Here is a 12,419-nt window from a genome sequence, read left to right as displayed (position 1 = left end):
GTGACGACGAAGTCCACCCGGGCTGGTTCTCGACGGTGCCAGTCGGGGCTGGCGTCCCAGTACGGGGTGGAGTGACCCACCATGTCTGAACCTGAGCCCAACGGCCAACAGGGGACTGTGACCAGCACCGGGTGGCGGACGTGGGGGACGCTCGGGAGTCTGTTTCTCGTCTCGGCTGGCTTCATCGCGTACGCGATTGCTCCCGCAAGCGTCCTTCCGCTGTTCATGGACACGTTCGCCGTCGAGAAACCGGCCGCGAGCGCGTCGATTAGTGCCGTGTTTCTCACGTGGGCGCTGCTTCAGATTCCCGGCGGATACCTACTCGACCGGTTCGACAACCGGTACCCGGTGTTTCTCGGAACCGGAGTCTTCGTGCTGGCGTCCGTGACGGGGTTACTCACAGATTCGTATACAGTGTTCTTGCTCACCCGACTCCTCAGCGGGGCGAGTGCCGTCTTCATCGTGGTTGGGAGCGTGAACATCCTCGGCCACATCCTCCCGGAGAACCGGAAACCCATCGGACTCGGCATCTTCATCGCGAGTCCGCCGTTTGGTGTCGCTATCGCACAGTTCAGCGGCCCGCTCATCGCCGAACGGTACGGCTGGCAAGCGGCGATACTCGTCTACACGCTCGTCGCCGTCTTCGGCCTCGTCGTCTCGGTTGCACTTCTCAGACAACCGGTACGGGCAGACGGGCGCGTTACCCTCTCTCAGTTCGTCGCTGCACTCCGAAACCGGTCGATTCTGTTCGTCTCGACTGCCAGCTTCTGTACGTACGCCATCTGGACGTTCCTCAACACGTGGATGCCCACCTACGGGACGGAAGTGCTGGGTATCGAACTGGTGGCCGCAGGCGCTGCGACAGCGTTGGTGCCGCTCGCGGGTATCGTCTCCAGACCGGGTGGCGGATGGCTCTCGGAGAAACTCGGCGGGCGACTGCAGCCCGTGATACTCACCTCGTTTCTCGCGTCGATACTGTTTCTGTACTTGTTGAGTAGCGCACCCTCGCCCACGACGTTCGCTATCCTTCTGGGACTGACGGGTGGGGCGGTCAACCTCGCAGTCGGTCTCTATCTCGTCTACGTGAACACGCTCGCTGATTCGTCCACGCAAGGGACGAGTCTCTCTGTGCTCCTCACGTTCTCGCAGATTGGCAACCTCGTCGCACCGCTCGTCGGCGGATGGCTGATTGCGAACGTCTCGTGGACGGCGGGGTTCGGATTCGCCGCCGGCCTGGCCGTTCTTGGAGTCATCCTCATCGTGCTCGCCCCCGCGACGAATTGAGCAGAGCGACGCTCGTCAGCGGGTGCACTTCGAGTCAAAAAATACGGTGAGTCGCGTGGGTCGACTCTGTCCGACTAGTCGTCTGCCGGTGCCGGAGAGTCGCCACGGGAGACGCCCGTGCCGGGGCCGACGTCGATACTGAGTTCTTCGAGACGCTCGTCGGGGACGACGCCGTCGACCCACTGCCGACGTGCGTAGTACTCTTCTTTCATCTCTTCGAGTTCGCACAGTTGGCCTTCGGAGGCACCCTGTCCGGGAATCGCCTCGTCGCCGGGGACGAACCGACCCGGCAGGGAGTCGTCCGAGCCATCGAACCCTGCGAGGTTGTTGTAGTACCGCTCGAGCGTGTAGATGCGGTCACCAGTCTCGAGGAGTTCGTCTTCGGTCACGTCGAGGCCGGTCATGCCGTTGTACTGCAGGACGTACTCTTCGATACCCTCTGCGAAGGCGTTGAACTTGCAGATGTCGAAGGAGTCCGAGATGGCGTGCATGTCCTGGAACAGCGCCACGAGGTCACCCTTGCCTTCCCACTCGTGTGGGTCGGCCTTCTCCGGGATGCCGAGAATCTCGGCAGACGGCGTGTAGCCACGCAGGTGGCACGCACCGCGGTTCGAGGTGGCGTAGCCGATGCCCATGCCTTTCATACAGCGCGGGTCGTACGCCGGGATGGTCTGGCCCTTGACGGCCAGCGAGTTGCTGTGTGCGTCGAAGCGCTCGGCGAGGCCGTTTGCACCCTCGGCGAGTGCGTCGGCGAGTTGGTTCTCGCGGTTGGCGACTTCCTCGATGAGGTCTATCATGCGCTCGGTGTCGCCCCAGTCGAGTTGTTCGTCGAGGCTGTCGAGTTTGCCCTCTTCGGACATCTCCATGGCCATCGCCATCATGTTCCCCATCTCGATGGTGTCGACGCCCATGTCGTTACAGCGGTCGATCATGACGGCGATTTCGTCGCGTTCGGTGTGTCCCGAGTTCGGACCAAGCGCGTACGCCGACTCGTACTCGTAGGACTCGCCGCGGACGTTCATCTCCTTGCCCTTGTGCATAATCGTCACTTCGACTTCCTTCTTACAGGCGACCGGACAGGAGTGACAGGTCGGTTCGTCCACGAGGATGTTCTCACGGACGTTCTCGCCGGAGACGTTCTCGGCGTCGATGGTTCCGCCCTCCGCTTCGCGCATCGCACCCGTCGAGGTGTACTTCCCGTTCTTCGTCGGGAGGCCGTCGAGTTCCTCGCCCGCGTTCATCAGGACGTTCGTCCCGTACAGCGAGAGGCCACCCTCGTTCGGGGCGGTGACTTCGGACTCGCGGATGAGTTGCATCGCCTGCTGGTATCCCTTCTTGAACGTGTCTGGGTCCGCAGGTTTCGGCATCTTCGTGCCGGACTTCACGACGACGGCCTTGAGGTTCTTCGACCCCATGACCGCGCCCGTGCCGCCACGACCGGACGCTCTGTCGTCCTCGTTGACGATACAGCCGTATTTGACCTCGTTTTCGCCACCGGGACCGATTGCCATCACAGAGAGGTTCTTGCCGAGTGTCCCTCCGACTTCGGCTTCGAGTTCGGAGATGGTGTCGTGGACGCCCCAGCCCCAGATTTCCCGTGCGTCGTGGAGTGTCACTTCACCGTCTTCGATGACGGCGTAGCTCGGGTGTTCTGCTTTACCTTCGAACAGGAGTCCATCGACTCCGGACCATTTGAGACGAGCACCACTCCACCCACCGTGGTGGGAGTCGGTGACGGTTCCCGTGAGCGGGGATTTCGTCACTACGGCGATTCGACCGCTCATCACCGTCTGTGTGCCAGTCAGCGGCCCTGTCATGAACGCGAGCAGGTTGTCCGGGCCTAACGGGTCAACGTCTGGCCCCTGGTCGAAGACGTATTTGACACCGAGGCCACGTGCACCGATGTACTTCTTCGCGTCGTCGTCGTCAATCGCCTCGTAATGTACCTCACCGAGAGACAGGTCGACCCGCGCGACTCTGTCGTGATAACCACCGAGTTCTGTCATTGTAATCCTCGTTGATTATATACGAACGCAAGTGGGTTAGTGATTCCCACACTGACGTAACCAAATGTGGTTGCCCGTGCGAGAGAGAACACTCCACCGTCTCTGGATTGCGGCAATCCGTGCCACTTATCCCGGTTTCGGACCGGCCGTGGCGAGCGCGACGCTACCGGTGGCATCTACGACGACGCTGGCTGGGCCTCGCGGCGGACACGACCACCACGTTCCTGACGCCTCTGCACCGGTCTCCAGACGAGCGAAGACCTGCTTCGGGCCCGACTCGACGACCGGGACCAGGTCGCGGGCCTCGCCCGCTGCGAGTTCGATGCTCTGCTCGAACGTCTCTCCGTCCGATTCGACGCGCACAGTGAGTCGATGTGGTTCGTCGTCCTGGTTCGCGACGGTGAGCGTCGTGTTCGCCGGGCCACACCCGACCGAACCGCTCTGGGTGTCGATGTACTTCGTCGGTTCGGCGGGGACTGGCCACTCGGTTTCGACCGTCTGCTCGTCGGTTTCGAGGACGACATCGTAGGTGCCCGTCCGGTACGTCACCGGCACCGACAGTCGTGTCTGGGTCGGGATTCGATAGGTTCGGTCGAGAAGCGTCACTCCCGATAGACTGACCCGGAGACGAGCGTTCGTCTCGTCACCCGAGTTCTCCACGACGAGGCCAGCGGGCGCGTACCATCGCCCCGACCCGTCACCGACGAGTGGGAGGTCGGCGGCCTCGCCGCCGTCGGCGACCGAACACTCGCGACTGGGGTGACAGGCGACTCGTCCCCAGAACTCGGCACCCTCTCGCCCAAGAACGACTTCCAGTCCGTCACCGACGCCGTCGACGGTCCACCCCGAACGCGCTCTGATACCGGTATCCGTCTCGACTAACACGTCCGTCGCGCCGAGTGGGACGGTCACTCGACTGGTGTTTCGCTCGCCGGGAACGAGGTCCACGGTGTCGAAGTAGACGTCGCGCCCGTCGCGGGCGACGACGACTGTGGTGAACACCGGGTCGGGCGTCGGATTCCACACCGAGAGTTCGCGCTCGACGCGTTCTGCTGGGGGCGTCGTGGTCGGGGGTTGAGTTCCCTCCTCGGGTGTCGGCGTCTCCGTCTCCGTCTCGTCTTCCGGTGACCCGCACCCTGCGAGGCCCGCCATCCCGGTTGCGACGAGTGACAGGAGAGTGCGGCGGTCCATGCCACGGCCTAGGGACGCTGGATATATGAACGTCAGCGACGTTCTCGAATCACGACGCTGTTCGGAATCACGACGCCGTTCGGTTTCGGTGCACGTGCCGGAGACGGCACTCGACCATCGAATCCGTCTCCATCGAGGAAGTGAGACACGGCGGTTCTCTCTTCGTACGCTACCGGAGCAGTGGGTGTGAGTTGGTTACGATTCACTGTGGGGTACGTCCTCGACAGCTTCGAAGTAGGAGATGATTGCTCGGGCGAACCGCTCGACGGTGTTCTCGCCGCGTTCGAATCCGAGATACGGTTCGATGAGTTCCAGTACCCCATCGTACTCCTCCCACGGGACAGCAGGGTCGTCCCACATCACGGCGTCGCAGGTGTACCCGTGGTCGGCCAGTGTCGCGGCCAGTCGTTTCCCACCGTCACTCAGGTCCGGTGCGAGTTCCCCCGTTACGATGGCGAGATTGAACGGAGTCTCCCTCATGGCCGCTCATGTGGCGCAGTCGTGCAAATAAATGTCGCCACCGCTCAACAGGCGTTTCACGCCCGCTCTCTGCGCCACCACCGGCGTCGAATCCACGAGTCGCGTCGCGGCGGGTGCCAGACGAAGCGGCTTTACGCGCCCATCGGATAGGAGAGTCCAATGAGTAAGCCGACCCCCGAGGTCTACGAACGGGGACGCGGGATGGACGCGCACAACAAGGTGATGCGTGACATCCGTTCGCGGAAGCAGAAGACCTACGACCCTCACGAGCCGACGCGGGTGTGGATCGACGAGGACAACACGCCCGACGGCGTCTACGACTCGCTGACGATTATCCTCAACACCGGCGGGTGTCGCTGGGCCCGTGCCGGCGGCTGTACGATGTGTGGCTACGTCGCCGAGTCCGTCGAAGGCGGGAGCGTCTCCCACGAGGCGCTCATGGACCAGATTCAGGTCTGTCTCGACCACGAAGCCGAGGAGATGGACGACGGCGAGAAAGCCGGCCTCATCAAGATTTACACGTCGGGGTCGTTCCTCGACGAACGCGAGGTGCCCGCAGAGACGCGCGACGCCATCGCCGAGACGTTCGCAGACCGCGACCGGATGGTTGTCGAGTCGCTGCCGGACTTCGTCACGCGCGAGAAACTCGCGGACTTCACCGACCGTGGTCTGGAGACGGACGTCGCAATCGGCCTCGAAACCGCGACTGACCGTGTCCGCCACGACTGCGTCAACAAGTACTTCGACTTCGCCGACTTCGAAGACGCCTGCGAAGAGGCCGCAGCAGCAGGCGGCGGCGTCAAAGCCTACCTGCTGATGAAACCGCCGTTCCTCTCGGAACCGGAGGCCCTCGAAGATATGAAGTCGTCCATCCGACGCTGTGCCGCCGTCGACAACTGCCACACCGTCTCGATGAACCCGACGAACGTCCAGTCCTACACGATGGTGGACGAACTGTTCTTCAACGGTGGCTACCGGCCCCCGTGGCTCTGGTCGGTTGCCGAGGCGCTCCGCGAGACGGCGGACGTAGACGCCATCGTCGTCTCCGACCCGGTCGGTGGCGGGCAAGAACGCGGTGCGCACAACTGCGGCGACTGCGACGAACTCGTCTTCAAGGCGGTCAAGGACTTCAACCTCCGACAGGACCCCTCCGTCTTCGAACAGGTGTCTTGTGAGTGCGAGGCGACGTGGGAGTACGTCCTCGACGCCGAGACGAGTTACAATATGCCGCTCGTTCGCTGAGCAGTTCTCCGGACGTTCGTCCAGTTCACCCACCTGGACCCCTCGATTTTGTGAAATACGGCCCGGTTAGGATATCCCAAGCGAAAGTAACAACGTCCTAACTAGTCTGCTAGGCGCTTCGTATCAAAGAGGATGTACCGCGTTGTCATAGTCGGGAGTTCGGACCCGTGCCCGCCCGGACTGCCCGCCATCATGACGAAACACACGTACAAGACCGTCTACTATGCGGATGGGTGGTTCGAGATCCGCGAGGAAGAGAACACCGAGGCATGGATTGCCACGGACGCTCCTCGCGCTCTCATGCCATAGCACGCGGTACGCGGGTCGGGAAAAAAACTCCAACCATCGCTCATCGTGTACGCTGCTTACATTTGCCCATCCGACCCCGTATCGCCTACCGCCGCTGCGGCGGTCTTTTTTTTATCGAAACCTGAACGTCGAGCGACGGCCTCAGCCCTCGAATCCCGACAGCACGCCCCGGCCGTCGGTGTTCCCGAGTTCGGGAAGCGACGCCCGTTCCGGGTGCGGCATCAACACGGCGACTGACTCGGTGTCGCCGAGGATGCCAGCGACGTTCCCGCGCGACCCGTTGGGGTTCGCCTCGTCGATGACGTTTCCGTCCTCGTCACAGTATCGGAAGAGGATGCGGTCTGCTGACTCCAGTTCCTCGTAGCCCTCGTCGTCGATTTCGAAGCGTCCCTCGCCGTGAGCGATGGGGAGTTCGATAACCTCGCCCTCCTCGTAGGCGCTCGTCCAGCGCGTGTCGGCGTTCTCGACGCGCAGGTAGACGTGTTCACACTGGAAGCGAGCGCTCGCGTTCGTGGTGAACGCACCGGGCGTCAGTCCCGCCTCACAGCCAACCTGTGCGCCGTTGCAGACGCCGAGAACGGGAAGGCCGTCGTCGATTGCATCGCCGACGGCGTTCATCATCGGGGACCGGGCGGCCATCGCGCCACCACGCAGATAGTCGCCGTACGAGAAGCCACCGGGGAGCATGATGCCCGTCGTCTCCTCGGGAAGCGGGTCTTCGTGCCAGACACGCTCGGCCTCGAACCCGAGGTCCGTCAGCGCGCGGACGGCGTCTCGGTCACAGTTCGACCCGCCGAACTGCACTACTGCAATCATCTTACGCCTCTGTGACCTCGACTTCGTAGTCGTGGATGGTCGGGTTCGCCAGCAAGCGCTCGGCCATCTCGTCTGCGCGTTCGGCCGCCGCGTCGGCGTCCGCCGCGTCGAGGTCGACTTCGTACCGTTCGGTGAAACGCAACGCGTCGAGTTCGAAGCCGAGTCGTTCCAGCGCGCGCTTCGTGGTCTCCGCCTCCGGGTCGAGTACGCCACGCTTGAGGCGCACCGTCACCGTCGCGGTGTAGGTGGTCATCGGATGACGATGCGTGGTGATGTGCAAAAACGGTTTTGGGTCGCGTTTGATGTGCACGAACGTGCCCACAAATCTGAACTCGGCGGCTACGGGGCCGGAGAGCGTTCGACGTCGTGGACGTCGAGGTGCTCGTCGATGAAAAGCGAGAGCGTGTCGCCAACGATTTCGAAGTCGACGCGTGCACGAAGTGGGTCGTCTGAGACGACGGTGAGGGTCGGTTTGTCTCGCCACGCGGTTCCCCAGAGATGTGGCTGTGAGAGGTCCACGTCGTGGTCGTAGTAGAAGGAGACGACTGCGGGGTGGTCGAGGAAGGCCATGCCGATGCCAGCGATGTGTTCCTCGCTGCACCGCGTGCAACTGTAGATTGCCTGCGCGTCCTCACAGATATCCTTCGGGCCAAGGTCGTCTATCGTCGTGATGAGGCGCGGTTCCATTCGTCCTTGACAACTCGCGCAGAACCCGTCACGCGCTTGTGAAAACACTGAGAGGACGAATCGTTCTGCGACTACGGGGAAGGACGCGTCGTCGTAGCCTTCCAACACACCCGGCGGGATACCGGCGTCTAATATCGTCTTGTCGCAGTCGGCACACCTGACGTGGACGCGTTCGTCCACGTAGGTCGCTTCGACCTGTCCGTTACACCTTGGACACGGTGGGTCGACTATCACGGGGCCGATGTCGTCGCCGCGGGTGTACGCCCCGCTAAGGATAGCACCGACGATATTCGACCCCGCGAGGCGGATTTCGTATCCAGCGCCTGTCTTCTTGACGAAGCGACCGGTGAGTTTCCCGAGGTGGTAGTTGAACCGACCGCTGTCGGTGACGCCGACACGCTCACGGAGTTCGGAGAACGTGAGCGGTTCGTTCGGTGAATCTGCGAGGACACGGAGGATGGCGAGTCGCGTCTCGTCGGCGAGGAGCGAAAACGCCTGCTCGCTGTCGGAATCCACGGACGCCGGGACATCACGGGAACGCATACCTCCAGATACGCCACTCTCGGACTTAATCGATTCGCGCGGTGATATCACCGTGTAACGAGCCACGCCGCAACCACGACGATAGCGAACGGCAGGAAGATTGCAAATCCGAGTCCGACGACCCAACCGGCGACGAGCAGTGGAACTGCGGCGATTGGTGCGAGCCACGACGCGAACAGAGACGCCGCGAATACGACGACGGCAGCGAGGGCAGCGAGCAGGCTTATTCGGCCGACTGTGCCGAGTTTTCGTGGGAACGTGAGTGTTGTGTTCATCACCTTCATCTACTCCTCGTATCAGTATAAGAGTAATCAGAATGACATTTCTGTCCATCCTCGTACAGAAATCTCGTTCGGTCAGAACTGAACTCGGATTCGTATTTCGGTTCACTCGCCACCGAGTACGTTTGCGGAGAACGACAGCGGTTTATCGTTCCCTCTCCCAGGCCGTGTATGTTCAGCTTCGAACAGCTGGAGGTGACGGTATGACGCGAGAACTAACCGAAATCACGGTCATCGGAGGAGACAAGACTGGACTCATCGCGAACGTGACCACCCTGCTGTTCGAACGCGGAATCAACGTCGAGGACTTAGACCAGGCGGTCCGTGAGGGAATCTTCCGGATGACCCTGCACGCCGACACCTCGGAGATGACCTGTACTCGCGAGGAACTCCGTTCGGCGCTCTCGGACCTCGGTGACGACCTCGGCGTCGACGTTCAGGTCAGGTTCCCCTCGGACCGCGAGACGCGTGAGATTGCCGTCCTCGTCACGAAGGAGTCCCACTGCCTCGAAGCACTGTTCGAGGCGTGGGCGAACGACGACCTCGGCGCGGAGATTTCGGTCGTCATCGGCAACCACGACACGCTCGAACCGCTGGCGAGTCACTACGACGTTCCCTTCCACGACATCGGCGACGAGAAGGGAACCGCGAACGAAGAGCGCCTGCTCGAACTCCTCGAAGACTACGACGTGGACCTCATCGTCCTCGCGCGGTACATGCGTATCCTCGGCCCGCAGGTCGTCTTCCGCTACGAAGACCGCATCATCAACATCCACCCGTCGCTCTTGCCCGCCTTCCCCGGTGCCGCCGCCTACCGGCAGGCCAAAGAGAAGGGTGTCCGCATCGGCGGCGTCACCGCCCACTACGTGACGACGGACCTCGACCAGGGGCCGATTATCACCCAACGGGCGTTCGACGTGCCCGACGACGCGAGCATCGACGACATAAAGAACCGCGGCCAACCGCTCGAGGCCGACGCACTGCTCGATGCGGTGCAACTCCACCTCGACGACGCCGTGTCGGTCCACAGAGGCCGCACGAGTCTCCGCGAGGAGGCCGACGCTGACGACTACCAACTCGGCCTCTCACGTGAGGCACAAGCCGCCAACCCCGACCGGCCAGTCGACGGTATCATCGACGCGCTCGGCGTCCGAGAGCCTGAAGCGCTCGAACAGTCGGACGACTGAACGCTTTTGTCGTCGTCCCACGATTACGGGGCGATGACCGATTCCGACACGCGAACCGAAGCTTCCCTTCCCGACTTCGACGGCCGACCGAACGGTCCCGGTGCAGTTCGCGCACTCGGCGAGTTCGCACTCCGCGTCGAAGACCTGCCGGCGATGCGGGCGTTCTACCGCGACGTCGTCGGCCTCGGCGACCCCATCGGCGACTTCGACACCTCGACGTTCTTCGGCCTCGGCGAGAGTCACACCGGCCACGAGGCGGTGTTCGTCCTCTTCGACCGAACCGAGACCGATGGCTACGACGGAATCGACCAAGACAAGACGACCATCGACCACTTCGCGTTCAGCATCGACGCCGACGACTTCGACGCCGAAGTCGACCGATTACGTGGCCACGGCGTCGAACTCGACTTCGCGTACCACGAGTGGGTCGAGTGGCGCTCCGTGTACTTCTCTGACCCGGAGGGGAACCGTGTGGAGTTGGTCTGTTACGACCCGGAAGGAATCGGCGAGAACGACCAGTACGAGTGACGAGACACGAGAACCACTCCGATTGCGACGACCAGTAACTGTCTGTCGTTCGTGAACGTCCGAACCAACATAAAAAAGTTAACGATTTTTCAAGACAAATATGTATACGACCATGTCTGGAGAAGTTGGAACACGACTCTTTGGCCGCGACGTGTCGTTAGCGGTGTCGTGGCCGTGGGCCGTGTACTGGATTGCATTCCTTCGGGTTCTCGTCGGGACGGTGTTCCTCCACGCAGGGATGGACAAGTTACTGGCAGACCAACCGTTCAACGCTGGATGGTGGCTCACCGGAACGGCCAGTGAGGGACTCCTTGGAACGCTGATGGTCTGGTTCGGACAGAACGCGCCGTGGGTCGTGAACTACGCGATTCCGTTCGGTGAACTCTTCATCGGCATCGGACTCATCCTCGGTGCGTTGACTCGTCTCGCGTCGTTCTTCGGGGCGACGTTGATGTTCTTCCTCTACTTCGGAAACGCCGATTGGGGACACGGGTTCGTGAACGGTGACTTGCTCCTCCTCGTCCTCTTTATCACGCTCATCATCTTTGGGGGTGGACGAATCTGGGGCATCGACGCGTACTTAGAGAAGACCGAGACGGTGCAGAAATACCCGCGACTCAGATACCTTCTGGGGTGATTTCGATGAACGTCACAACGACAGAAACGGCAGACACCGGTACAGTGAGCAGAATGCAACTGGCAGACAAGATTGCGATGGTCGTCGGTGGTGGACTCATCCTCCTCGGCACGACGGTCATGGGTATCTTCGAATCGTTCTTCACCGGCCACACGGTGAGTCCGAACGGAAACCTCGGGGACGTGGTCATTCACACCTCGTTCGACCCCACACTCCGGGCGTACGCAATCGCCCTCGGGTTACTCGTCTTGTTCCTCTACGGCCTGTTCCGATTCGCGAATCGGCAGCAGTGGAGTGGACAGAAGTCCGGTGGTGACGAGGTGGCCACACCGGAGTGACCCCCCGTCACCGAGTACAGTCCATCTATTGTATCCGTGATACAGAGTCGAGGGGTTGCTACGGCCAGCATCTTATTATATACGTAGACTATCTCGAAGTCATGAACGTCGTCAAGATTCTGTTAGAAGCACTCGAAGGATACCGAGACGGAGGCGTCGACGAAGCGGTTTCGGAAGGCGTCGAAGAAGTTGCGGAAGAAGCGACCGGGCGAGACCTCTAACGGTTCGTCTCCACCTGCTGATTTTTGCTATTCGCTGCGGCCCAGTGAGGTACTGTGGGTGAGACAGTTTAGCCCAACTGTCCGCGAATCTCGCCACTCGGGTTCGCAACCGTGTGGACGTTCACGTACGCCTCGCCGCTCTGGATTGCTTCGTACACGTCTTCTATCGAAGTCCACCCACACGCGTTTCCGGGGTTGGGTTCTGTAACCGTCTCTTTCGCGAGGATACCGCTTGCTGACGTTGGCCCGCCCCCGAACAGCGTAACCCCAACCGGTCCGTTCTGACCCGCAGGGGCGCAATGGATGTGTGCGGCCACGACGTCGTCGATGTTGGCGACGATTAAGGTGTAACTGAGTTCTGTGAGGTCGTCGTCGAACGTGACGAGCATTTGTCCCTGTGCCTTCGTTTCGACCGGGTCTACCTCTTCGTCACCCGTGAGGTGTGCACGGAAGTTCCGCTGGCGTGGGGACGAGTTGCCCTGTGCAGCGGCCGGACTTACACCGAGTCCACCCAACAACACTCCTGCTGCCCCGATTGAGACCAGAAACCGCCGTCTCCCGATGTTTGTTTGTCGCATCTCGTCTCGAAAGACGACAGATACAGCATTTGTTAGTCGCAGATGAGTCCAGAAAAATAGACTGTTAATTCGAGAGAACGGCCAGTGCGGG

Annotated in this window: 14 protein-coding genes; 6 read left to right on the top strand and 8 right to left on the bottom strand. The window is 61.6% G+C overall.

Annotated elements, in window-relative coordinates:
* Window positions 1–81 precede the first annotated feature (81 nt).
* A complete protein-coding gene (locus tag ACK3R5_RS12665; RefSeq protein ID WP_411967196.1) occupies window positions 82–1,284 on the top strand; it encodes an MFS transporter in 1,203 nt (400 codons plus the stop codon).
* Between the two features lie 74 nt (window positions 1,285–1,358).
* Here the strand turns inward: ACK3R5_RS12665 and ACK3R5_RS12660 are convergent, their stop codons facing one another.
* From ACK3R5_RS12660 to ACK3R5_RS12650, 3 genes are all read right to left on the bottom strand, one after another.
* Entirely contained in the window at window positions 1,359–3,290 is a 1,932-nt protein-coding gene (locus ACK3R5_RS12660) for an aldehyde ferredoxin oxidoreductase family protein (protein ID WP_411967195.1), read from the bottom strand.
* Between the two features lie 126 nt (window positions 3,291–3,416).
* The gene (locus ACK3R5_RS12655; protein WP_411967194.1) at window positions 3,417–4,481 is read right to left on the bottom strand and encodes a hypothetical protein; all 1,065 of its coding nucleotides are present in this window, start codon (window positions 4,479–4,481) and stop codon (window positions 3,417–3,419) included.
* Window positions 4,482–4,676: 195 nt separating this feature from the next.
* Window positions 4,677–4,961, bottom strand: a complete 285-nt coding sequence (locus ACK3R5_RS12650) for a hypothetical protein (protein ID WP_411967193.1) — start codon at window positions 4,959–4,961, stop codon at window positions 4,677–4,679.
* Window positions 4,962–5,120: 159 nt separating this feature from the next.
* On the opposite strand from ACK3R5_RS12650, the gene ACK3R5_RS12645 reads away from it, so the two are divergent.
* On the top strand, window positions 5,121–6,203 hold the full coding sequence (locus ACK3R5_RS12645; RefSeq protein WP_411964414.1) for an archaeosine biosynthesis radical SAM protein RaSEA: 1,083 nt from the start codon (window positions 5,121–5,123) through the stop codon (window positions 6,201–6,203).
* 450 nt (window positions 6,204–6,653) lie between these two features.
* On the opposite strand, the gene purQ is transcribed toward ACK3R5_RS12645, so the two are convergent.
* The 4 genes from purQ to ACK3R5_RS12625 all read right to left on the bottom strand — a co-directional run bounded on the left by purQ (window position 6,654) and on the right by ACK3R5_RS12625 (window position 8,833).
* Entirely contained in the window at window positions 6,654–7,328 is a 675-nt protein-coding gene (gene purQ, locus ACK3R5_RS12640; protein ID WP_411967192.1) for a phosphoribosylformylglycinamidine synthase I, read from the bottom strand.
* Between the two features lies 1 nt (window position 7,329).
* On the bottom strand, window positions 7,330–7,581 hold the full coding sequence (gene purS / locus ACK3R5_RS12635) for a phosphoribosylformylglycinamidine synthase subunit PurS (RefSeq protein WP_411964412.1): 252 nt from the start codon (window positions 7,579–7,581) through the stop codon (window positions 7,330–7,332).
* 86 nt (window positions 7,582–7,667) lie between these two features.
* The gene (locus tag ACK3R5_RS12630) at window positions 7,668–8,558 is read right to left on the bottom strand and encodes a winged helix-turn-helix domain-containing protein (RefSeq protein ID WP_411967190.1); all 891 of its coding nucleotides are present in this window, start codon (window positions 8,556–8,558) and stop codon (window positions 7,668–7,670) included.
* A 47-nt stretch (window positions 8,559–8,605) separates the two neighbouring features.
* Window positions 8,606–8,833 (bottom strand): hypothetical protein, encoded by a 228-nt coding sequence (locus ACK3R5_RS12625; protein WP_411967189.1) that lies wholly within the window; start codon window positions 8,831–8,833, stop codon window positions 8,606–8,608.
* 209 nt (window positions 8,834–9,042) lie between these two features.
* Between ACK3R5_RS12625 and ACK3R5_RS12620 the strand changes: the two genes are divergently transcribed.
* From ACK3R5_RS12620 to ACK3R5_RS12605, 4 genes are all read left to right on the top strand, one after another.
* Window positions 9,043–10,026: a formyltetrahydrofolate deformylase gene (locus tag ACK3R5_RS12620; protein ID WP_411967188.1), complete on the top strand. Its 984-nt coding sequence runs from the start codon at window positions 9,043–9,045 to the stop codon at window positions 10,024–10,026.
* A 33-nt stretch (window positions 10,027–10,059) separates the two neighbouring features.
* Complete coding sequence (locus ACK3R5_RS12615; protein WP_411967187.1) at window positions 10,060–10,554, top strand: VOC family protein; 495 nt, start codon at window positions 10,060–10,062, stop codon at window positions 10,552–10,554.
* 112 nt (window positions 10,555–10,666) lie between these two features.
* Window positions 10,667–11,191 (top strand): DoxX family protein, encoded by a 525-nt coding sequence (locus ACK3R5_RS12610; protein WP_411967186.1) that lies wholly within the window; start codon window positions 10,667–10,669, stop codon window positions 11,189–11,191.
* Window positions 11,192–11,244: 53 nt separating this feature from the next.
* Window positions 11,245–11,529: a hypothetical protein gene (locus ACK3R5_RS12605; protein ID WP_411967185.1), complete on the top strand. Its 285-nt coding sequence runs from the start codon at window positions 11,245–11,247 to the stop codon at window positions 11,527–11,529.
* 289 nt (window positions 11,530–11,818) lie between these two features.
* On the opposite strand, the gene ACK3R5_RS12600 is transcribed toward ACK3R5_RS12605, so the two are convergent.
* The gene (locus tag ACK3R5_RS12600) at window positions 11,819–12,328 is read right to left on the bottom strand and encodes a CHRD domain-containing protein (protein ID WP_411967184.1); all 510 of its coding nucleotides are present in this window, start codon (window positions 12,326–12,328) and stop codon (window positions 11,819–11,821) included.
* Between the last annotated feature and the right edge of the window lie 91 nt (window positions 12,329–12,419).

Origin of the sequence: Haloferax sp. YSSS75 (assembly GCF_046764215.1) — an archaeon.
In the GTDB taxonomy this organism is placed as follows: Archaea; Halobacteriota; Halobacteria; order Halobacteriales; family Haloferacaceae; genus Haloferax.
The sequence above is the reverse complement of the archived record's forward strand: the minus strand, read 5'-3'. Positions and strand labels throughout refer to the sequence as shown.

Bases quoted from the DNA above. Each gene is read 5' to 3' on its own strand.
- purQ (WP_411967192.1), bottom strand. From the start codon at position 7,328: ATGATTGCAGTAGTGCAGTTCGGCGGGTCGAACTGTGACCGAGACGCC.
- ACK3R5_RS12625 (WP_411967189.1), bottom strand. From the start codon at position 8,833: ATGAACACAACACTCACGTTCCCACGAAAACTCGGCACAGTCGGCCGA.
- ACK3R5_RS12630 (WP_411967190.1), bottom strand. From the start codon at position 8,558: ATGCGTTCCCGTGATGTCCCGGCGTCCGTGGATTCCGACAGCGAGCAG.
- ACK3R5_RS12655 (WP_411967194.1), bottom strand. From the start codon at position 4,481: ATGGACCGCCGCACTCTCCTGTCACTCGTCGCAACCGGGATGGCGGGC.
- ACK3R5_RS12615 (WP_411967187.1), top strand. From the start codon at position 10,060: ATGACCGATTCCGACACGCGAACCGAAGCTTCCCTTCCCGACTTCGAC.
- ACK3R5_RS12605 (WP_411967185.1), top strand. From the start codon at position 11,245: ATGCAACTGGCAGACAAGATTGCGATGGTCGTCGGTGGTGGACTCATC.
- ACK3R5_RS12665 (WP_411967196.1), top strand. From the start codon at position 82: ATGTCTGAACCTGAGCCCAACGGCCAACAGGGGACTGTGACCAGCACC.
- ACK3R5_RS12650 (WP_411967193.1), bottom strand. From the start codon at position 4,961: ATGAGGGAGACTCCGTTCAATCTCGCCATCGTAACGGGGGAACTCGCA.
- ACK3R5_RS12600 (WP_411967184.1), bottom strand. From the start codon at position 12,328: ATGCGACAAACAAACATCGGGAGACGGCGGTTTCTGGTCTCAATCGGG.
- purS (WP_411964412.1), bottom strand. From the start codon at position 7,581: ATGACCACCTACACCGCGACGGTGACGGTGCGCCTCAAGCGTGGCGTA.
- ACK3R5_RS12610 (WP_411967186.1), top strand. From the start codon at position 10,667: ATGTCTGGAGAAGTTGGAACACGACTCTTTGGCCGCGACGTGTCGTTA.
- ACK3R5_RS12660 (WP_411967195.1), bottom strand. From the start codon at position 3,290: ATGACAGAACTCGGTGGTTATCACGACAGAGTCGCGCGGGTCGACCTG.
- ACK3R5_RS12620 (WP_411967188.1), top strand. From the start codon at position 9,043: ATGACGCGAGAACTAACCGAAATCACGGTCATCGGAGGAGACAAGACT.
- ACK3R5_RS12645 (WP_411964414.1), top strand. From the start codon at position 5,121: ATGAGTAAGCCGACCCCCGAGGTCTACGAACGGGGACGCGGGATGGAC.